The organism is Paracoccus binzhouensis (assembly GCF_016446475.1).
Lineage (GTDB): Bacteria > Pseudomonadota > Alphaproteobacteria > Rhodobacterales > Rhodobacteraceae > Paracoccus > Paracoccus binzhouensis.
On sequence record NZ_JAEHFP010000052.1, the window covers coordinates 1 to 21145 of the forward strand.

Genomic DNA, 21145 nt, shown 5'->3' on the forward strand with positions numbered 1-21145 from the left:
TTGTTGCGAACGCCCACGATCACTGGCAAGTTGATCGCAGGTGGCACTGGGCGCGTTCTTCACACCCACAGAAACAGTTAAAGAAGACATTCTGTATTCACCCTGTGTGAGTCGTTCCTGGGGAAGTCTGCCGGGCGGGCTTTAAGATGCCCCTAACGGCATCCGGCCGGAGGCCGGTCATCTGAGTAAAATCACCTCGATCCGGTTGTTGTTCGGATCCATCGGATTGACCGAGCGGTTGCGCCGGTCGGCATAGGCGGTGACGCGCTGGATGCGCGTGGGCTCGAATCCCGCCCCTTCCAGCAGGTTTCGCAGCGCATGGGCACGCGCATCCGACAGCGCCCAGACCGGGGACTGGATCAGCATCTCGGGATAGGCGCGGACATGGCCGGTCAGCGCGATCTCGTTCTTCACCCGGCCGAGCACGCCGGAGAGGATCGCGGCCAGTTCCTTCATCGCCGGTGTCGGCTGGGCGCTGTCGCCGATGAACAGCGGCTCGTCCATCAGGTCGGTCAACTCGATCACCAGCCCCTCGTCGGTCAGGCGGGTCACGACATGGCGCAGCAGGTTCACCTTTTGCATGGATTCCGCGCCGCTGCCGGTCAGCTGGTTCTGGATATGCCGCGCCATGTCGTCGAAGCCGGATTCCCGGCCGTCGCGCGCCTGGGCCATCAGCGCATCGCGCGAGGCGCCGGCGCCCTGGCCGCTATTGGTGGTGGAATCCTGCACCTGACCCCCGAAAGGGCCGTCGCTGCCGCTGGCCGGCGACTGCACGATGGTCGGGTTGAAATAGTCCGCCAGGCCCTGGCGCTGCTTTTCCGTGGTGGCGTTCAACAGCCACATCAGCAGAAAGAAGGCCATCATCGCGGTCACGAAATCCGCATAGGCGACTTTCCAGGCGCCGCCGTGATGACCGGCCTCGCCCCCGCCCTGCACCCGCTTGATGATGATCGGGGCGCCGCCCCCGTTGCCGGCCATGGCCATACCTTTCCTGTGTCCTGCCCCCAAGCTCTATGCGCGGCGCGCTAATATCCAGTTAACGGCTCAAATGCGCCGCATTTCTCGCCCCTGGAGCCATTCCGGTCACGGCGGAAAATTGGACAACCCTCTAGAAGAAAAAAGATTTTCAAGGCCGCTGGGTTGTCCCGCCTCGGCAGGCTGCCTGCGCCTCCAGCTCTTCTACAAGGCGAATCGGACGCCGCATCTTGCGCCGGCTCCCGGCCCCGATATTCTGGCCGAATGTTGACCGAGGGCGCATATGACCTGACCACCGGCGCCGGGCTGATCGCCTGCCCGCGCTGCGACGCGCTGCATCTCGAGCGCGAACTGGAGCCCGGCGAGACCGCGCGCTGCGTGCGCTGCAACACCGTGCTGGCCAGCCCGCGCACCGGCGCCTTCACCCGGATCATCGCGCTGTCCTTTACCTCGCTGGTGCTGATGGTGGGGGCGGTGTTCTTTCCCTTCCTGGAAATCTCGCGCATGGGCTTCGGCAACGAGACCTCGCTGTTCGGCGTGGCGCTGGCGTTTTCGCATGGCGCGCTGATGCCGCTGACCGTGGCGCTGCTGGGCTCGATCGTCGGACTGCCGGTGCTGCGGGCGGTGCTGCTGGTCTATACGCTGCTGCCGCTGTCGCGCAATCGCGCGCCCTATGCCCATGCCGTGCCGGCCTTTCGGCTGTCCGAGGCGCTGCGGCCCTGGTCCATGGCCGAGATCTTCGTCATCGGCACCGCCATTGCCCTGGTCAAGGTGGGTGGGCTGGCGAATATCAGCTTCGGCCCGGCCTTCTGGGCCTTTTGCGGACTGATCGTGGTGAACGCGGCCAGCAACGCCTTTACCAGTGCCACCACGATCTGGGACGCCATCGAGGACGCGGGCGCCGCCACGGACGGGCGCGAGATCCTGCCGGAGGGCCGCGCATGACCCCGGCCGAAGAGGCGCATCCCGGTCCGGTGATGACCGCGCATCGCGCTGGGCTGGTCGGCTGCCGCAGCTGCGGCCGGGTCTGGCCGGAAGCCGAGACCAGCTGCGGCCGCTGCGGCGGCGCGCTGGTGCCGCCCGACCGGCGCTGCCTGAACGCGGTCTGGGCCTGGCTGGCCGCGGGGTTCATCTTCTACATTCCCGCGAACCTGTTCCCGATGCTGAAGACATCGACCTTCGGCGGGCTGCGCGGCAGCAGCGAATCCACCATCCTGGGCGGCGTGGTCGAGCTGATGCATTACGGCAATTACGGCATCGCGGCGATCATCTTCGTGGCCTCGGTCATGGTGCCGGTCGGCAAGTTCGTCGCCATCGCCTGGCTGGCGCTGGTGGCGGGCCGGCCGGCGACGGTCAGGGCCGCGCACAAGCGGCTGCATCTCTACGAGGTGGTCGAGTTCATCGGCCGCTGGTCGATGATCGACGTCTTCGTGGTGGCGATCCTGTCGGCGCTGGTGCAGCTGGGCTTCGTCGCCTCGATCCATCCCGGGCCTGCCGCGGTGTCCTTTGCGCTGTCGGTTGCCTTCACCATGCTTTCCGCGCAAAGTTTCGATCCGAGACTGATCTGGCGCGGCCTTCCGCTGCGCAGCCGCAAGGACCCTGAATGACGGACACGCCTCCGCCCCAGCGCAGCGACGCCCCCCTGAAGCCCGCCGAACCCGTCCGCAAGCCCGCCGCCCGCGCCGTGCGGGCCGGGCTGCCGCTGATCTGGCTGGTGCCCATCGCGGCGCTGGTCGTGACGCTGGGCGTGGGCTGGAACATGATCGCCAGCCGCGGCACGCTGATCTCGGTCGCCTTCAAGGACGCGACCGGCATCACGCCCGGAGAAACGGCGCTGAAATTCCGCGAGATCACCGTCGGCAAGGTCGAATCCGTCCGCTTCACCGAGGACCTGCAGCAGGTCGAGGTGAACATGCGCGTGGACAAGGACCTGGCGCCCTATATCGACAAGGATGCGCAGTTCTGGATCGTGCGGCCGCAGGTCTCGGCCCAGGGGATCTCGCGGCTGGACACGGTGCTGACCGGCTCCTTCGTCGAGGGCTATTGGGACGACAAGGTGGACGGCCCGCAGACCGAGTTCCAGGGCCTCGACAAGCCGCCGCTGACCAGCTTCGGCGAGCAGGGCACCTGGATCGTGCTGTCCGCGGAACGCTCGCGCGGCATGACCGAAGGCGCGCCGGTGCTGTTCCGCGGCCTGCCGGTCGGGCGGATGCAGAACCTGCGCCTGTCGGAAAACGACGAGGGGGTGCTGACCGATGTCTTCATCGCCGCGCCCTATGACCAGCTGCTGACCACCAACACGGTGTTCTGGGACACCTCGGGCTTCTCGATCTCGCTGGGGGCGCAGGGGCTGTCGCTGAACGTGAACTCGCTGGCCTCGGTGCTGCAGGGCGGCGCGGAATTCGCCACGCTGACCTCGGGCGGCGCGCCGGTCGAGGACGGGCATGTCTTCTCGCTGCAGCCCGACCGGGCCGCGGCCGAGGCGAACCTGTTCGCCGACGAAGGCAGGGTGCTGCGCCTGACCATGCTGATCGGCCAGTCGGTGCAGGGGCTGGAGACCGGGGCCAACGTGCAGTTCATGGGCCTGACCGTCGGCCGCGTCACCGGCCTGGCCGCGCGGGTGGTCAAGGACGCCGACGGCCGGGACCATGTCGAGCAGGAGGTGACGCTGGCCATCACCCCCGAGCGGCTGGGCCTCTCGGGCGAGGCGACGCCCGAGGAGGCGCTGGACTTCATCGCCGGCCAGGTCCGGGCCGGGCTGCGTGCCCGCATCGCCAGCGCCGGTTTCTTCGGCACCTCGCTGCAGGTCGAACTTGCCGAGCTGCCCGATGCCGAACCGGCCGAACTGGACCGCGACGGCCAGCCGCATCCGATCATCCCCTCGGTCCCCGGCGAGATTTCCGATTTCAGCGAGACCGCGCAGGGTTTCCTGGCCCGCGTCGGCAACCTGCCGATCGAGGAGGCGCTGAAATCCGCCACCGACATGATGAACAGCGTCACCGCCATCGCCAGCAGCGAGGATACCCGCGCCATCCCCGCCGCGCTGCGCGGTACGCTGGAGGATGCGCAGGCCGCCGCCGGAGAGATCCGCCAGGTCACCACCGAGCTGCGCGAATCCGGCGCCATGGGCGAGCTGCGCCGCATGGTGGACGAGGCCGCCGCCGCCGCCGAGGCGGTCAAGCTCGCCGCCGCCGATGTGCCGGCGATGGTGGACCGGATCGACGCGGCGGCCACGAAGATCGAGGCGGTGGACTATGCCTCGATCGGCACCGAGGCCGAGGGCATCCTGCGCGACGTGCGCGCGCTTCTGGGCACCGAGGATGCCGAGCAGCTGCCGAAGAACCTGTCCGAGACGCTGAAATCCGCCTCGGGCCTTCTGAACGACCTGCGCGACGGCAATGCCGCGGGCAGCCTGAACAACGCGCTGGCTTCGGCCAGCACCGCGGCGCAGGATGTTTCGGACGCGGCGAAACGCCTGCCGCAACTTTCGGCGCGGCTGGAAGCCCTGGCGGCGCGGGCCGATGCGGTGATCGCCGCCTATGGCGACCGGTCGAACTTCAACAACGAGACCATCAACCTGATGCGCGAGATGCGCCGCGCCGCCAATGCCTTCGGCAGCCTGGCGCGGACCATCGAGCGCAATCCGCAAGCCTTCATCCTGGGACGATAAGATGCGCCTGATCCTTGCCTCCGCCGCCTGCCTCGCCCTGCTCGGCGCCTGCTCGAACGGCGAAAAGACCGCGCGCTACCTGATCGACCCGCCGGCCGGCGGCGCCCGCGTCCCCGACCGGCTGGGCACGGCCGAACTGAAGGACGTGTCGCTGCCGGAATACGCCTCGGGCGACGAGGTCAGCTGGCAAAGCCCCGATGGCGCGGTGCGCTCGAACACCAAGCAGCTCTGGGCCGACAACCCGCAGCGCGCCTTCACCCTGGCGCTGGCGCGCAGCATCTCGGATCTCTCGGGCGCGACGGTGATCGCCGAGCCCTGGCCGCTCGCCGAACCGCCGCGCCGCACGCTCGAGGTGCGGGTGGAAAAGGCCCTGGCGCAGGCCGACGGGCTTTATCGGCTGACCGGGCGGTATTTCGTCGGCGATTCCGCCGCGGGCGGGGCCAACCAGGCGCGCAGCTTCGACATTTCGGTGCCGCTGGCGGATACCGGCCCTGCCGCCATCGCCCGGGCGCAGTCGCAGGCCATCGCCCGGCTGGCCGGCCAGATCGCCACGCTCTCCGGCCCCGGTCGCGCGATCCGCACCAGCGCCGCGCCGGTGCCCAGGATCGACGACATCTTCTCGCAGCCGCTGCCGCCGCTGGAAGAGAGCTGAGCCCCGGCTTTCTCCGTTTCCCAAATACTCCAGGGGCACGCAAGGCGTGGGGGCAGAGCCCCCCTTAGCCCGCGTCCTCGGGCTCGAACTGGCCGAAGCGGCCGGCGGCGAAGACCAGCGGGTGATCGCCCGGGCCGGCCACGGTCACCCGCAGCACCCGGCCGATCAGCACCGAATGGTCGCCCGCCTCATGCGCGGCATGGGCCATGCAGTCGAAGCGCGCCGCGACGCCGGGAATGACCGGCACGCCCTCGGGCGTCAGCGCGCTCTCCAGCCCCTCGAACTGCCGGCCGCCGCGGGTGAAGCGCAGGCAGGTCTCCAGCTGCTCCGAGCCCAGGACATGCACCGACCAGGCGGCCGCCCCGGCAAAGGCCGCGTGCCGGGCCGAGGCGCGGGCCGGGCACCACAGCACCAGCGGCGGCTCCAGCGAGACGCTGGAGAAGCTGTTCACCGTCATGCCCAGCGGCCCCTGTGGCCCGGCGGTGGTCACCACGGTGACGCCGGTGGCGAAGCGCCCCAGCGCCTCGCGCAGCAGCCGCGCCTCGGCATTGGCGGGGTGAAAGGTGATCTCGTCGGCCAGCCGGTCGCGGGTCGCGGGGGGAAGACGGCTCATGCGCGGGCCCTGTCATCTGCGGGACATGGCCAGAGCGGGTCCGGCCTTTGCCCCTTCTTAGTCGGCGGGCGGCGGCGCATCAACCCGACCGCCGGGCATCAGCATCCGCGGGGTCATGGCCGCGATCAGCTGTCCGTGCAGGGCGGGCGCCGCCACCACAAGCCCGTCGGTCAGCGGCCGGGCGGCGTTGAAGCGCAGCGGCGCGCCGGTCAGGTCGCTGGCCAAGCAGCCGGCACGGGCGGCGATCAGGCTGCCCGCCGCCACGTCCCATTCCCAGGCCGGCCTGACGGACAGCGTCGCGTCGAATTGCCCCTCCGCCACCAGGCAAAGCCGCCAGGCCAGCGAGGGCCGGAAGCTGCGCCTGACCGGCGGCGCCGCGCCCCGCCAATGCGCGGGATCGAGCCCGGCCTTGCTGGTCAGCACGCGCGCGCCGCTAAGGCCATGCGTCGAGGGCGCGATGGGCTTGCCGTCGCGCAGCGCCGGGCCATCGGCCGCGGCGGCATAGGTCGTGCCTTGCGCCGGCAGATGCACCACCCCCGCCACCACCCGGTCGCCGCGCGCCACCGCCAGCGCATGGGAAAAGCCGACCTGCCCGTCGATGAAGGCGCGGGTGCCGTCGATCGGGTCGATGATGAAGCAATGCTCGGCCCGAAGCCGCGCCGGATCGTCGGCGCTTTCCTCGCTGAGCCAGCCGTAATCGGGTCGCGCGGCGCGCAACAGGCGTTCCAGATGCGCGTTGACGGCCAGGTCGGCCTCGGTCACCGGGCCGGCGCCACCGGCCTTGTCCCAGGCCCGCGGGTCGCGCCGCCAGTAGCGCAGCGCGATCTCGCCGGCCTCCTGCGCGGCCTGCTCCAGAAGCGCAAGGTCACTCGCCGGCAACGGTCATTCCCTCGACCAGCAGGCTGGGCACGCGCATCGACCGCCAGTCGGGCAGGTCGCTCGCCGCCGTCACCCGCAGCAGCATGTCGCGCAGGTTGCCGGCGATGGTGCATTCGTTGACCGGATAGGCGATCTCGCCGTTCTCGACCCAGAAGCCGCCAGCGCCGCGCGAGTAATCCCCGGTCGTGCCGTTGATCGAGGCGCCCAGCATCGAGGTCACGACCAGCCCGCGCCCCATCTCGCGGATCAGCTCCTCGGGAGTCTTGTCGCCCGCGGTCAGCTCCAGATTGGTCACGCCGGGCGAGGGCGGCTGGCCGGCGCCGCGCATGGCATTGGCGGTCGAGCCCATGCCCAGCTTGCGCCCGGTGGCCAGGTCCAGCGTCCAGCTCTGCAACACGCCGTCCGCCACGATCAGCCGCGGCGCCGTCGCCAGGCCTTCGCCGTCGAACAGGCGCGACGAGCCATGGCGCGGCCAATGCGGGTCCTCGCGCAGCGTGAAGCCCTTGGGCAGCACCTGCTCTCCCAGCGCGTCGCGCAGCCAGCTGGCGCCGCGCGCCACCGCGGCGCCGTTCACCGCCCCGACCAGATGGCCGATCAGCCCCGCGGCCACGCGCTCGTCGTAAAGGATCGGGAAGGCGCCAGTGGGCGGCTTCCTTGCGCCGCGCCGGGCGACGGTGCGCTCGGCCGCCAGCCGGCCGATCTCCTCGGGCGCGGGCATGTCGGCGGCATGGACGCGGCTCTCGCCGGCCCAGTCGCGCTCCATCCCCAGCCCCTCGCCGGTGATGGCGACCGTGGACAGGCTGTGGCCGCTGCGCCCGTAGCCGGCCGAGAAGCCGTTGCTGGCCGCCAGCCACATGCGGCGCTGCGAATGGCCGGCGGAGGCGGATTCGATCTGCGAGACGCCCTCGACCGCCAGCGCGGCCGCCTCGGCGCGCAGCGCCAGCTCCTGCAGCGCCTCGGGCGCCGGTTCGGGGCCGTGGTCGCAAAGGTCCAGCCGGGCGCTGTCGGTGTCGCGGGCCAGCTGTCCGGGCTCGGCCAGGCCCAGCGTGTCGTCCACCGGCGCCTCGCGGGCCATGGCGACGGCGCGGGCGGCCATCTCCTCGATGGTGCGGGCCGAGCGGTCCGAGGCCGAGACGCAGGCCTGCCGCCCGCCGATCAGCACCCGCAGCCCGATCTCGACCCCCTCGGCGCGCTCGGCATGCTCCAGATGGCCGGCGCGCACATCGACCGAGACGGCGGCGGCCTCCAGCGCCACGGCATCGGCCTGGTCGGCGCCGGCCTGGTGCGCCGCCGCCAGAAGCTGCTGGGTCAGGGCCTCGAGTCGATGGAATTCGGACATGCGGTTCACCTTGAATATGGCGCGGGCGGCCGCGACGAATGCAGCGCGGGGGCCGCGACGTCAACGCCCGGCCCCCGCAATGCGATCCGTCAGGGCGCGACGGTGCCGCGCCGGACGGGATTACTTGATCTGCTGGCCGTTGGCAAAGATCGAGCCGCCTTCCTTGAACTCGAGCCTGGTTTCCAGCTTGTCCTCGCCCTCGGCGACCGGCTTGGCGAACATGGCCATCACCATGCGCACGCCCATGATCTGATCCTCGGGGATCAGGCCCATCGTGCCCAGCTTGTCGACCAGCGCGTTCACCCCCTCATAGGTGGCGTGGATCTCGCCGACCGGGGTGGTCATGTCGCCGCTTTCCGGGGCCTTGAGCGCGCCTTCGGCATTCACCTTGGCGCCAAGCGCATTCAGGGCGAACTGGTTGATGGTGACCTCGACCGGCTCCATCGGGCTGGGCTCGGCCGCGCTCTCGGCCATGCCTTCGGCATCGCCGCCGGGGGCGGTCGGGTCCGCGCCTTCCTCGGCCGGCGCTTCGGTGGCCTGATCGGCAGCGCCGTCGGTGGCCTGGTCGGTGGCGGCGTCGGCAGCATCCCCGCCCGCATCCCCGGCCGGAGGGGCTTGGTCGAACAGGTCCTTGACGACCTTCATGCTGCCGGTCACGTCCAGATCCAGCGAGGCCGGGTCGCGCGGCAGCTGGCCCTGGGCGTCGAACAGGTTCCAGATCGCATCGCCCAGCGTCAGCCCGGTCAGCGAATAGGCGATCTTGAAGGGCTGCGCCTCGTCCGACTGCATCACCGGCAGCTGCATGTCGAAGCTGCCGCTTTCGATGGCATAGTTGATCGGGAAGGGCATGTCGCTGGTGGTCAGCTCGAAGCTGCCCGCATCCGAGCCGGCCTGGTAGGACATGCCGTCCTGCGACAGCGCATAGCTCAGGTCGAAGCCCTTGCCGTCATACTTGCCCGCGCCACTGGTCGGCTGGCCGTTCTCGTCGGTGCCGGAGAAGTCGAAGCTGGCGACCAGCGCCCCGGCCTTGAGCACGCCGCTTATGGCCAGCCCGGCCTTCAGCGCCGCGTTCATGTCCTCTTCCAGATCGGGGCCCTTTGGCACGGCCATCTCGCCCGAGGTCTCGGCGCCGTCGATGCTGCCCTCGAACTTGACCTTGTCGGATTCCTCCGAGGTCACGTCGCCGCTGAAGGTGATCTTGCCCGACTTCATCGCATAGTCGTATTTCGCCGGCGCGCCGGCGACGATGTGGAAGGTGCCGGTGGAATCCGCCACGCCCAGCTTGACCGGCAGCGGGGTTTCCTTGCCGCCGGACGTCATCGTCGTCAGGGTCAGGTCGATGGCCGGATAATCGAACTCATGCGTCATGTCCTCGGGCGCGCCCGAGGTGACGATGGCGTTGCCGGGCATGGCGATGGTGAAGGGAACCTCGTAGCTTTCGCCGTCCTCGTCGGTGCCGTTCGCCACGCCGGTCAGCGTGTCGGCGAAGACGGTCTTGACCTTGCCGTCGCCGGATTCGCTCAGCGCCACCTGGGGGATGGCGAAGCTGACCTGGCTGTCCGGCGTTCCGCCCTTGATCGCGACCTCCGACAGGGTCAGCGTGTCGCCCGACTTGTCGCGCGTGCCTTCGGTCACGGTATAGCCGAGCGACTGGTAGTAATCGACCCAGGACTGCCAGACCTGTTCCGAGGTCACGTCGGCCAGGGCCGGCGCGGTCATGGCGGCGAGGGCCAGGGCAGAGCTTGTCAGTCGCAGGTTCATTTCATAACACCTTTCCGGGCGAGAATTGCTTTGAAACGCCAGCCGGCTTTTGCCACAACCGGCGCCCGGGTCCAAGGAGGGAATGATGATCGCAAGGGATTTCGCCGGGGGCATCGGCCGCGTCACCATCTCGCGCCCGGACAAGGCCAACTCGCTGACCGGCGCCATGCTGGCTGAGCTGACCGCCGCCTTCGAGGCCCTTGCCGCCGAGCCGGGCCTGCGCGCGGTGATCCTGACCGGCAAGGGCACGGTCTTCTCGGCCGGGGCCGATCTTGACGAGGCCCGCGCCGGCCTGGCCCTGTCCCCGGAATGGGAACGGCTGTCGTCCCGCGTCGCCGCCATGCCCTGCCTGACCATCGCCGCCTTGAACGGCACCGTGGCGGGTGGGGCCATGGGCATGGTGCTGGCCTGCGACCTGCGGCTGGCGGTGGCCGGGGCGAAATTCTTCTATCCCGTCATGCGCCTGGGCTTCCTGCCCCAGCCCAGCGATCCGCCGCGCCTGCGCGCCCTGGTCGGCCCGTCGCGGGCGAAGATGATCCTGATGGCCGGCCAGAAGATCCCCGCCGAGGAGGCGCTGGCCTGGGGGCTGGTGGACCGGCTGGTGGCGCCCGAGACGCTGCTGGACGAGGCGGAAGCCCTGGCCGCCGATGTCCGCGCCGCCGAGCCCGGCCAGGTTGCCGCGATCAAGCGGATGCTGGACTGACCGCCGGACGCGCCGCCGGCCGTCCGGCGGGTGCCGCAGCCCGGCGGTTGCCCCTAAGATGCGGTCGGTTCGTGACGTTGCGTCAGAACGGCCGAGCCCCGCGGCTCAGCCATAGGCCGCCTGTTTGCCGAAATGCGTGCAGAGCATGTAATAGACCACCGCGCGATATTTGTTGCGGTTCGAGCTGCCGTATTTCGCCAGCACCTCGTCGATGGCGGCGGACAGGTCGGGGCCGTCGGGCAGGCCCAGCTTCTTCACCAGGTAGTTGGCCTTGATCCGCTCCAGCTCGGCCTTGTCCGACCCGGCCACGGTCTCGCCATCGGCATTGTAGATCGAAGGCCCGCAGCCGATGACCACCTTGGTCAGCAGGTCCATGTCGGGCGTGACACCCAGCTTGGCCTTCATGTCGGCGGCGTATTTGGCGATCAGATCGTCGCGCTTGCTCATGCTCTGTCCCCTTCGGATTGATCCATCCCGAGGGGAAGCCTAGCGCCGGACTGACAAAGATCAACCAAAACCGCGCGCTTGCGGCCTCAGGGCGCAAAGGCCGGGGCCAGCGCCCGGGCGATCCGCGCGCCCTCCTCGCCGGGCAGGGCCGCAGGGACCGAGAAGTCCAGCACCCCGTCCTTCAGATAGGCCAGCGAGGATACGTCGTGCTCGTGATGCATCGGCACGACATGGGCATGGGCATGGGCGACATGGATGCCGGTATAGAACAGCGCCACCCGCTTGACGCCGTAAAGCGCCTTCATGTGCCGGGCGAGGCGCTGCGCGCAGCCGGTGATGCGGGTCGCCAGGTCCTCGGGCAGGTCGTCGAAGCAGGGATGATGCTGTTTCGGGATGATCAGGCAATGCCCCGGCCGGATGGGATGCAGGTCGAGGAAGGCGAGGATATGCTCGTCCTCGTGCACCCGATGCGCCGGCAGCGCACCCCGCGCGATGCGGCAGAACAGGCAATCATCGTCCATGCGGGCCTTGTCCATGCGGGCCTTCCTCCCCTCCCCTCGGCGGTGGCGGCGCGCAGCCCCGGCAGGGACTGCGCCCCGGGGCGCGCGCGATCAATAGCGGTAATGTTCGGGCTTGAACGGGCCTTCCGGGGTCACGCCGATATAGTCGGCCTGTTCCGGGGACAGTTTGGTCAGCTTGACGCCGATCTTGTCCAGGTGCAGCCGCGCGACCTTTTCGTCCAGCGCCTTGGGCAGGATATAGACGCCGGGCCGGTATTCGTCGGCCTTGGTCCACAGCTCGATCTGCGCCAGAACCTGGTTGGTGAAACTGGCGGACATCACGAAGCTGGGATGGCCGGTGGCGTTGCCCAGGTTCAAGAGCCGCCCCTCGGACAGCAGGATGATGCGGTTGCCCGAGGGCATCTCGATCATGTCCACCTGGTCCTTGACGTTGGTCCATTTGTGGTTGCGCAGCGCCGCGACCTGGATCTCGTTGTCGAAATGGCCGATATTGCCGACGATGGCCATGTCCTTCATCTCGCGCATGTGCTCGATGCGGATCACGTCCTTGTTGCCGGTGGTGGTGACGAAGATGTCGGCGCTGGCGACCACATCCTCCAGCACCACGACCTCGAACCCGTCCATGGCGGCCTGGAGCGCGCAGATCGGATCGACCTCGGTGACCTTGACCCGGGCGCCGGCGCCGCGCAGCGAGGCGGCCGAACCCTTGCCCACGTCGCCATAGCCGCAGACCACGGCGACCTTGCCGGCCATCATCACGTCGGTGGCCCGGCGGATGCCATCGACCAGCGATTCCTTGCAGCCATACTTGTTGTCGAATTTCGACTTGGTGACGCTGTCGTTCACGTTGATCGCCGGGAAGGGCAGCAGCCCCTTCTTGTGCAGGTCGTAAAGCCGGTGCACGCCGGTGGTGGTTTCCTCGGACACGCCCCGCAGCGCGTCGCGCTGGCGGGTGAACCAGCCGGGCGAGGCCGCCAGCCGCTTGCGGATCTGGGCGAACAGCGCCTCTTCCTCCTCGCTGGTCGGCACGTCGATCAGCCCGGTCTCGCCGGCCTCGACCCGGGCGCCCAGCAGCACATACATGGTGGCGTCGCCGCCGTCGTCCAGGATCATATTGGCGGTGCCTTCCGCGAACTGGAAGATCTGGTCGGTATAGGACCAGTATTCCGGCAGCGTCTCGCCCTTGACGGCAAAGACCGGGATACCGGCCGCCGCGATCGCCGCCGCGGCATGGTCCTGGGTCGAGAAGATGTTGCACGACGCCCAGCGGACCTCGGCCCCCAGGGCCACCAGCGTCTCGATCAGCACGGCGGTCTGCACCGTCATGTGCAGGCTGCCGGCGATGCGGGCGCCCTTCAGCGGCTTCGCTTCGCCATATTCGGCGCGCAGGGCCATCAGGCCGGACATCTCGGTCTCGGCGATGTCCAGTTCCTTGCGGCCGTAATCGGCCAGAGCGATGTCGCGGATGATGGAATCGGTCATGGGGCCCTCGCGCCTTGTGCTGTTGGCGCGGCCTTACCATTCCCGGCCCTGCGGCGCAAATCGAAGACGCCCTGGGGTCAGCCGTTCAGCCCGGCCTTGACGAAGAACAGCGCCGGATTGGCGGCGTCGCTGAAGCCGATGCCCGAGGCGATGACGCAGCTGGTCGCGTCCGGCCGCTCGAACACCACCGTCCAGGTGCCCATGAGCGCGGAGCCCCAGAGCGTCGTGCCGTCGCTGCCCACCGCCACCTCGCTTTCGCCGAAATCGTGGCGCAGGGTGCGTTCCAGTTCGGCCTTGCGGTCGCACCAGGGCTGGTCGCCGGCGGCCTGGTCGGACAGCGGCAGGCTGCGGGCCATCTCGCGCACGGCGCGCGGGTCCATGCCGGCGATGGCCGACCAGCCGCGCGGGTTGGCCAGGTTCTCCTCGCGGTCCTGGGTCGCGGCCAGCGCCGCCTGGCCCGGCAGGGCCAGCAGCACCGCCATCAGGGCGGAGGCGAGGCGGAGGATCGGCGTCGTCTTCATCTCGTCGGCCTTTCGCTTGCGCGCGGGTTGCAGGGAAAACCGCCGCGGACCCGCCGGGGTTCCCGAAAGGTTCCGCCCTGCCGCAATGTGAGCGCTAGCAGGACCGCCGCGAATGTCCTAGAAACGCCTCCGAAACGGTTGCGGCGCAGGATGGGGGAAGGCGACATGGCGATCTTGCTGGCGGATGTGGGCGGCACCAATGCCCGGATGGCGCTTGCGCACGAGGGCGCGCTGGACGTCGCGTCGATCACCCGCTTTCGCGGCGACGATCACGCCAGCTTCGACGCGGTTGTGACCGCTTATCTGGCGCAGCAGGGCAGCCCGCAGGTCGAGGCGGTCTGCGTCGCCGTGGCCGGCCCGGTCTGGGGCCACGAGGCGCGGCTGACCAATCGCGACTGGGATTTCTCGGAGGCGCGGCTGATGCGGCTGTCCGGGGCCGGCCGCGCCCGGCTCATCAACGACCTGACCGCGCTGGGCTATGCCACCCCGGCGCTGGACGGCGAGGCGGCGGGCTTCCTGCGCGGCCCGGCCGAGGGCGCGCTGTCGAACGGCCAGCGGCTGGTGGTGAATGCCGGCACCGGCTTCAACGTCTGCGCGGTGAAGGTGCTGCCCGATGGCGGCATCGCCTGCCTTGAGGCCGAGGAGGGCCATACCCGCCTGCCGCTCTCGGTCGCGGATCCGCTGGCCGAGGCGCTGGGCGACCAGGCCCGGCAGATCGATTCGGTCGAGGAGCTGTTCGCCGGCCGCGGCCTGGCCCGGCTGCATGCGCTGCGCAGCGCCACCCCGCAGGCCCGCGCCGAGACCGTCGTCGCCGCTGCCGCCGCCGGCGATGCCGAGGCCGAGGAGACGCTGCGGCTTTACGCCCGGCTGTTCGGCCTGCTCTGCCGTGAACTTGCCTTCCGATTCATGCCCATGGACGGCATGTTCCTGGCTGGCAGCGTGGCGCGTTCCTGCACCGATCGGTTCGGAATCTTCGAGCAGGCTTTCCTTTCGGACCCGCTGATGGCGCGGATTCCGCAGGCGGTCCCGGTCGGCGTGATCCGCGACGACATGGCCGCATTGCATGGCTGTCTTGCCGCAATCCGCTGAAAATTGCCCGAATCCGGGCAGCCATGCTGGATTTTGTTAACGCAGCCTGCAATGCTTTCGGCAAAATCGCCAGAAGCAGGGCAATCAGGCAATGAGAAGCTGGATCAAGGCAGGAACGGCTGCCGCAATCGTGCTTGGGACCGGAGCGGGCATGGTGAAGGCGCAGTCCTCGGGGCCGTCCTCCTCGCCGTTTTCCGGCTGGTTCGGGGGCGGCACGGGCAACGAATCCTCGCCGGTGGATCTGGATTTCAGCGTCGATGGCGGCGATGACGAGCTGCTGCCGCAGATCCGCGCCACCTCGCTTCTGGTCAGCGCCCAGGACGAGGGGCGGGTGACCGGGCAGGACATGCTGGCGGCGGCGCGCGGCGATTATGCCCGCATCCTCGGCGTGCTCTACGACAACGGCTATTATTCCGGTCTCATCGACATCACCCTGGACGGGGTCGAGGCCGCGACCGTCGCGCCGCTTGATGCGCCCAGCGTGGTGCGCAAGGTGCAGGTCCATGTCCAGCCCGGGCCGCGCTTCCGCTACAGCCGGGCCGAGATCGCGCCGGTGGCGCCGGGGACCGAGCTGCCCAGGGATTACCATGCCGGCGCCATCGCCCGCACCGGCGACATGAAGACCGCCGCCACCGCCGCGGTCAGCGGCTGGCGCGATGTCGGCCATGCCAAGGCCGAGGTTGCCTCGACCGACATCGTCGCCGATCACGCGACCAACCTGATCGACAGCCGCATCCACCTGGCGCCGGGGCCTGAGCTGCGCTTCGGCAAGCTGACCATCCGCGGCTATCAGCGCATGAATCCGCGCCGGCTGCGCAAGATCGCCGGCTTCCCGGAAGGCGAGCGCTTCGACCCCGAGAAGCTCGAGGATGTGAGGAAGCGCCTGCGCCGCTCGGGCGTGTTCTCGGCCATCACCCTGACCGAGGCGGATTACATCGGCCCCGGCAACACGCTGGATGTGGACCTGCTGGTGGTGGAACAGAAGCTGCGCCGGCTGGGCGCGGGCTTCGAATATTCCAACACCGATGGGCTGTCGCTGACCGGCTACTGGATCAACCGCAACCTGTTTCGCGGCGGCGAACGGCTGCGCGTCGATGCCAGCATCTCGGACATCGGTGGCGATACCGGGCGCGACTACAGCCTGGGCGTGCGCGTGGACCGTCCCGCCACCATCACCGCCGACACCACCGGCTATGTGCTGGCCGAGGTCGAAAGCCTGGCCGAGGAGGATTACGACCTGAAATCCGGCACCTTCGGCCTGGGCTTCACCTGGATCCCCAGCGACGAGCTGACCGCCGACATCGCCCTGCAATACCGGGCGCTGCGCGTGGACGACGACAGCGGCCGCACGAATTTCCGGCTGTTCGCGCTGCCCGCCTCGATCACCTGGGACAAGCGCGACGACCAGAACGACGCCAAGCGCGGCTTCTGGCTTTCGGGCGGGGCGGTCCCCTTCGTCGGCCTGCAGGACGAGACAGGCTCGGGCGCCCAGCTGACCGCCGAGGGCCGGGCCTATTACAGCTTCGGCACCGACGACCGCTTCACGCTGGCGGGCCGGGCGCGGCTGGGCACCGTGGTCGGTCCCGAGATCGAGGAAACCCCGCGCGATTACCTGTTCTGGTCGGGCGGCGGCGGCACGGTGCGCGGCCATTCCTATGAATCGCTGGGGGTCGAGGTGATCCAGGGCCCGGACGGCCCGGTCAAGACCGGCGGCATGTCCATCGTCACCCTGACCGCCGAGACCCGCATCCAGATCCGCGAAAAGATCGGCCTGGCCGTCTTTGCCGATGCCGGCCGGGTGTGGGAGGACAGCGCCTTCTCGGGTGCCAGCGGCTGGCAGGCCGGCGCCGGGGCGGGCATCCGCTACAAGACCCCCATCGGCCCGATGCGCTTCGACATCGCCACCCCGGTCGGCGGCGGCGATGGCGACGATGGCGGGGTGCAGGTCTATATCGGTCTGGGGCAGGCGTTCTGATGCGTGATCTGGCTTATCGACTGCTTTTCGCCCTGTGCCTGGTCCTGGCCGCGCCCTTTGCTGCCATGGCCCAGGACAGCGCCGCCGAGATCTCGCAGGAGGTCGAGGACGACAAGGGCTTCATCACCCGCTTCCTGCAGGAAAAGCTGTCCGGCGCCGGCCGGGCCGTCACCATCGACGGCTTCCGCGGCGCGCTGTCGTCGCGCGCCACATTCGAGCGCATGACCATCGCCGACGATGACGGCGTCTGGATCACGCTGGAAAACGGCGCCATGAGCTGGAGCCGCTCGGCGCTGCTGTCGCGCCGCATCCAGATCGACGAGCTGTCGGCCGAGCGCGTGATCCTGCCGCGCCTGCCCGGCGGCGGCGAAAGCGCCCCGCAGGCCGAGGCGCGCGAGTTTTCCCTGCCGCAGCTGCCGGTCGCGGTGAACATCGACAAGATCCAGGTCGGCCGCGTCGAGCTAGGCCAGCCGATCATCGGGCAGGAGGCGGTGATCGCCATCGACGGCTCGATGAACCTGGAGAACGGCGAGGGCGTGACCAAGCTCGCCATCGACCGGGTGGACGGGCCGCGCGGCGAATTCCAGCTGGACGCCGGCTTCTCCAACGAGACGCGGGTGCTGGCGCTGGATCTGAAGCTGGACGAGGACCGCGACGGCCTGTTCACCAATATCGTCAAGATGAACGGCCGCCCGGCCGTGCAGGCCGAGATCTCGGGCACCGGCCCCTTGTCGGACTACACCGCCAACATCCGGCTGAACACCGACGGCCAGCCGCGCGTGCAGGGCACCGTCTCGGTCAAGGCCGAGGCGCGCGAGGGCGCGCCGGGCACCGCCTTCCGCGCCCAGCTTGCCGGCGATATCGCCACGCTGACCTCGCCCGAGAACCAGCAGTTCTTCGAGGGCACCTCGCAGATCCGCGCCGAGGGCTGGCGCGGCGCCGACGGCCGGCTGCTGATCCCGGAACTGAAGGTGACGACCGGGGCGCTGGACCTGGCGGGGTCGGTCGCGACCACGGCGCGCGGCGCGCCGGAAAGCGCGCATCTGACGCTGCTGCTGGGCCGGGACGCCGGTGCCACGCAACTGCCGGTCGCGGTGCCCTTCGGCGACAAGCCGATGACCGTGACCTCGGGCAGCCTGCGGCTGGATTATGACGCGGCGCAGGGCGCGGGCTGGGTGCTCAAGGGCCGGGTCGGCGACATCACCCGCCCCGACATCGCCCTGTCCGAGCTGCGCCTGGACGGCCGCGGCCGCATCGTGCTGACCCCCGAACAGGCGCTGCAAGAGGTACGCGGCTGGGTCGCCTTCGGCATGGACGACGTGAAACCCACCGATCAGGGCCTGGCCGAGGCGGTGGGCGATGCGCTGAACGGCGGGCTGAACTTCGCCTTCACCCCCGGCAATGCGCTGAAATTCTGGGGCATGAACGTCAACGGCGACGGCTACGGCTTCAAGGGCGACATGGAGGTCTCGGGCCTGAAAAGCGGGTTGGCGCTGTCGGGCGACATCACCGGCAGCCACGGCGACCTGTCGCATTTCTCGCGCCTGGCCGGGCGCGAGCTGGGCGGTCAGGCCGAGGCGGCGATCAAGGGCCGCTACGTCCTGCTCAGCAAGGCCTTCGACATCGACACCCAGGTCAAGGGCATCGACATCCGCATCGGCCAGGAGCACGCCGACCGCATGCTGGCGGGCGAGTCCACCATCGCCCTCAGCGCCAAGCGCGACACCACCGGCATCCGGCTGCAGCGTCTGCATGTCAACGCCCGGAACCTGACCGCCGAGGCGCAGGGCTATCTTTCCAGCTATGCCAGCGACGTGACGGCGACGATCTCGATGCCCGACCTGTCGGTGGCCGATCCGCAATTCGCCGGCAGCATCCAGACCGACGCGCATCTGACCGGCGCCTCGGGGGCGCGCAAGCTGGCGCTGAACGGCAAGGCGCAGGACCTGGTGCTGAGCCGGCCCGAGATCGACGGCGCCTTCAAGGGCGAAACCGACCTGACCATCGCGCTGCAGGAACGGCACGGCACCTATGAGCTGCAGGAGTTCAAGCTGGTGAACCCGCAGCTGGACGCCGAGGGCGCCGGCACCTTCTCGATGCAGGCGCTGGACGGCCGGCTGTCGGTGACCATGCCCGACCTGTCGGTGCTGGGGCGCGGCTTCTCGGGCGGGGTGACGCTGCAGGGCACCGCCGCGAAACAGGGCGACGCCCGCCGGCTGGAACTGACCGGGCGCGGCACCGACCTGCGCTTCGGCCAGCAGGACGTGGACGGGGCGCTGACCGGCGTGACCGAGCTGAAGCTCTCGGCCCGCGAGCAGGGCGGCGAGTTCACCATCGACAGCTTCGACCTGCGCAACCGGCAGATGCTGGCGACGGCGCAAGGCACCATCGGCAAGACCACCGACATGACCGGCGCGGTCACCATCAGGTCGCTGGCGAGCTTCGGTCGCGGCTGGCGCGGGGCGCTGGAGGCGCAGGGCAGCTTCAGGGATGCGGGCGACGGCGCCCGGCGGCTGGAGGTGACCGGCACCGGCACCGACCTGTCCTTCGGCCAGGCCCAGGTCGACGGCGCGCTGGCCGGCCAGACCCGGCTTGCCGTGCAGGGGACCGAGCGCGGCGGCGTCTTCACCATCGACACCGCGACGGTCGAGAACCCGCGCCTGAACATCGGCGCCGCCGGCAAGATCGGCAAGGGCGCCACCGACCTGACCGCCAACCTGCGCGCCGACGACCTGCGCTTCCTGGGCCGCGGCTTCCGCGGCGCGGTGCAGGCCCAGGGCCGGGTGCAGGATCAGGCGGACGGCAGCCGGGCGATCACCGCCACCGGCACCGCCAGCAACCTTGCCGTCGGCAATGCCCAGGCCGATGCGGTGCTGGCCGGCCAGACCAGCTTCGCGCTGGACGCCACGCAGAATGCCGATGGCGGCCTGCGGGTCTCGCGGCTGAACGCGGGCAACGGCCAGTTCCGCATCACCGGCGACGGCGATCCGGCGACCGGGCTGAACCTCGATGCGCGGCTCAACGACCTGGGCCTGCTGGTGCAGGGCTTCCCCGGCCCGGCGACGGTGGCGGGGACGATCCACAACACCGGCCCCGCCTATGAGGTGAACCTGACCGCCACCGGGCCCGGCGACACCCGGGCGCGGGTGACGGGCTCGGCGGCGACCGACATGTCCACCGCCGACATCCGCGTCGAGGGCACCAGCAACGCCGCCGCCGCGAATCCCTTCCTGCGCACCCGCTCGGTCGAGGGGCCGCTGAGCTTCGATCTGCGCCTGAACGGCCGGCCGGCGCTGGAATCGCTGTCGGGCCGGGTGGCGCTGACCGGCGGCCGGCTGGCTGAGCCGCGCTTCGGCCTGGCCGTGGGCAGCCTGAACGCCAATGCCGATTTCAACGGCGGCCGCATCGACGTGGACGTGCGCGGCGCGGTCGAGTCCGGCGGCACCATCACCGTCAGCGGCCCGGTCAGCCTGGTGGGCGACCGGCAGATGAACCTGGATGTGCGGCTGGCGGATGTGGTGCTGCGCGACCCGAACCTCTACGAGACGCGGGTGAACGGCGCCATCAACGTCGCGGGCACCGTGGGGCAGGGGCCGCTGGTCTCGGGCCGCATCGATGTCGGCCATACCGAGCTGCGCATCCCCTCGACAGGGCTGGGCGGCGCCAAGGCGATCCCGGACATCATCCACCGTTCGGAACGTCCGCCGCAGCGCCAGACCCGCGCCAAGGCCGGGCTGCTGGACTTTCCCAATCCCGACGCGATGGCGGCCGGCATGACCTCGCCGCCGGCGACGCCGCCGGCCAATCCGGCGCGGTTCGAGCTGCTGATCTCGGCCCCCGACCAGGTCTTCGTGCGCGGGCGCGGCGTCGATGCCGAGCTGGGCGGAGAGATCCGCCTGACCGGCAATGCCCGCCAGCCCATCCCCATCGGCCAGCTGGAGCTGATCCGCGGCCGCGTCGACCTGCTGGGCAAGCGCTTCGACATGACCGAGGGGTTGATCGAGCTGCAGGGCAGCCTGATCCCGGTGATCCGGCTGGTGGCGCAGACCGAGCAGGACGGCATCACCACCCGCATCATCATCGACGGCGAGGCGCAGGATCCCGAGATCACCTTCGAATCCTCGCCCGAGATGCCGCAGGAGGAGGTGCTGTCGCAGCTGCTGTTCGGGCGCGGCCTGGACAATATCAGCGCCCTGCAGGCCGCCCAGCTTGCCAGCGCCGTGGCGACGCTGGCCGGCAAGGGCGGCGAGGGCATCGTCGGGCGGCTGCGTGCCTCGACCGGGCTTGACGATCTCGACCTTGCCACCGATGACGAGGGCAATGTCTCGCTGCGCGCCGGCAAGTATCTGTCCGAGAACCTCTATACCGACGTGCAGGTCGGCGGCGACGGCAAGACCCAGCTGAACCTGAACCTCGACGTGTCGAAAACCCTGACCGCGCGCGGCTCGGTGGACAGCGAGGGCGAAAGCACCATCGGCCTGTTCTACGAACGCGACTACTGAACCATCCGCGCCACGC

17 protein-coding genes are annotated in these 21145 nt (G+C 69.7%); 8 read left to right on the forward strand and 9 right to left on the reverse strand.

The features are described 5' to 3' along the window. Positions 1-177: 177 nt before the first annotated feature. Positions 178-978, reverse strand: a complete 801-nt coding sequence (locus tag I9P22_RS12930; protein ID WP_199259901.1) for a flagellar motor protein MotB — start codon at positions 976-978, stop codon at positions 178-180. Positions 979-1239: 261 nt separating this feature from the next. Between I9P22_RS12930 and I9P22_RS12935 the strand changes: the two genes are divergently transcribed. The 4 genes from I9P22_RS12935 to I9P22_RS12950 are packed head-to-tail and all read left to right on the forward strand — an operon-like array spanning position 1240 to position 5297. Then, a complete protein-coding gene (locus I9P22_RS12935) occupies positions 1240-1920 on the forward strand; it encodes a paraquat-inducible protein A (protein ID WP_199259902.1) in 681 nt (226 codons plus the stop codon). Further along, a complete protein-coding gene (locus I9P22_RS12940) occupies positions 1917-2582 on the forward strand; it encodes a paraquat-inducible protein A (protein ID WP_199259903.1) in 666 nt (221 codons plus the stop codon). The genes I9P22_RS12935 and I9P22_RS12940 overlap by 4 nt, the downstream gene beginning before the upstream one ends. Further along, positions 2579-4645 (forward strand): PqiB family protein, encoded by a 2067-nt coding sequence (locus I9P22_RS12945; protein ID WP_199259904.1) that lies wholly within the window; start codon positions 2579-2581, stop codon positions 4643-4645. The genes I9P22_RS12940 and I9P22_RS12945 overlap by 4 nt, the downstream gene beginning before the upstream one ends. A gap of 1 nt (position 4646) precedes the next feature. Further along, positions 4647-5297: a PqiC family protein gene (locus I9P22_RS12950; protein ID WP_199259905.1), complete on the forward strand. Its 651-nt coding sequence runs from the start codon at positions 4647-4649 to the stop codon at positions 5295-5297. A gap of 64 nt (positions 5298-5361) precedes the next feature. Here I9P22_RS12950 and I9P22_RS12955 read toward each other — a convergent pair whose 3' ends face one another. From I9P22_RS12955 to I9P22_RS12970, 4 genes are all read right to left on the reverse strand, one after another. Continuing rightward, entirely contained in the window at positions 5362-5910 is a 549-nt protein-coding gene (locus I9P22_RS12955) for a flavin reductase family protein (RefSeq protein ID WP_199259906.1), read from the reverse strand. 57 nt (positions 5911-5967) lie between these two features. Next, positions 5968-6789, reverse strand: a complete 822-nt coding sequence (locus tag I9P22_RS12960) for a 3'(2'),5'-bisphosphate nucleotidase CysQ (protein WP_199259907.1) — start codon at positions 6787-6789, stop codon at positions 5968-5970. Then, a complete protein-coding gene (locus I9P22_RS12965; protein WP_199259908.1) occupies positions 6776-8128 on the reverse strand; it encodes a TldD/PmbA family protein in 1353 nt (450 codons plus the stop codon). The genes I9P22_RS12960 and I9P22_RS12965 overlap by 14 nt, the downstream gene beginning before the upstream one ends. Positions 8129-8248: 120 nt before the next feature. Next, on the reverse strand, positions 8249-9889 hold the full coding sequence (locus I9P22_RS12970; protein WP_199259909.1) for a DUF2125 domain-containing protein: 1641 nt from the start codon (positions 9887-9889) through the stop codon (positions 8249-8251). Between the two features lie 85 nt (positions 9890-9974). Here I9P22_RS12970 and I9P22_RS12975 point away from each other — a divergent pair, with 85 nt between their 5' ends. Continuing rightward, positions 9975-10592: an enoyl-CoA hydratase/isomerase family protein gene (locus tag I9P22_RS12975; protein WP_199259910.1), complete on the forward strand. Its 618-nt coding sequence runs from the start codon at positions 9975-9977 to the stop codon at positions 10590-10592. 105 nt (positions 10593-10697) lie between these two features. Here I9P22_RS12975 and I9P22_RS12980 read toward each other — a convergent pair whose 3' ends face one another. The 4 genes from I9P22_RS12980 to I9P22_RS12995 form a co-directional block, all read right to left on the reverse strand. Beyond that, positions 10698-11039, reverse strand: coding sequence for a DUF2853 family protein (locus I9P22_RS12980; RefSeq protein ID WP_199259911.1), 342 nt, complete (start codon positions 11037-11039; stop codon positions 10698-10700). 86 nt (positions 11040-11125) lie between these two features. Continuing rightward, positions 11126-11575 (reverse strand): HIT family protein, encoded by a 450-nt coding sequence (locus tag I9P22_RS12985; RefSeq protein WP_233253371.1) that lies wholly within the window; start codon positions 11573-11575, stop codon positions 11126-11128. 75 nt (positions 11576-11650) lie between these two features. Continuing rightward, on the reverse strand, positions 11651-13042 hold the full coding sequence (gene ahcY, locus I9P22_RS12990) for an adenosylhomocysteinase (RefSeq protein ID WP_199259912.1): 1392 nt from the start codon (positions 13040-13042) through the stop codon (positions 11651-11653). 77 nt (positions 13043-13119) lie between these two features. Next, positions 13120-13563, reverse strand: coding sequence for a hypothetical protein (locus I9P22_RS12995; RefSeq protein ID WP_199259913.1), 444 nt, complete (start codon positions 13561-13563; stop codon positions 13120-13122). Positions 13564-13728: 165 nt separating this feature from the next. On the opposite strand from I9P22_RS12995, the gene I9P22_RS13000 reads away from it, so the two are divergent. The 3 genes from I9P22_RS13000 to I9P22_RS13010 all read left to right on the forward strand — a co-directional run bounded on the left by I9P22_RS13000 (position 13729) and on the right by I9P22_RS13010 (position 21129). Further along, positions 13729-14652 carry a glucokinase gene (locus I9P22_RS13000; RefSeq protein ID WP_199259914.1) on the forward strand — a complete coding sequence of 308 codons (924 nt, stop codon included), beginning with the start codon at positions 13729-13731 and terminating at the stop codon, positions 14650-14652. 151 nt (positions 14653-14803) lie between these two features. Continuing rightward, a complete protein-coding gene (locus I9P22_RS13005; RefSeq protein ID WP_233253372.1) occupies positions 14804-16627 on the forward strand; it encodes an autotransporter assembly complex protein TamA in 1824 nt (607 codons plus the stop codon). Further along, entirely contained in the window at positions 16627-21129 is a 4503-nt protein-coding gene (locus tag I9P22_RS13010; RefSeq protein ID WP_199259916.1) for a translocation/assembly module TamB domain-containing protein, read from the forward strand. Before I9P22_RS13005 ends, I9P22_RS13010 begins: the two co-directional genes overlap by 1 nt. The last annotated feature ends 16 nt before the right edge of the window (positions 21130-21145 follow it).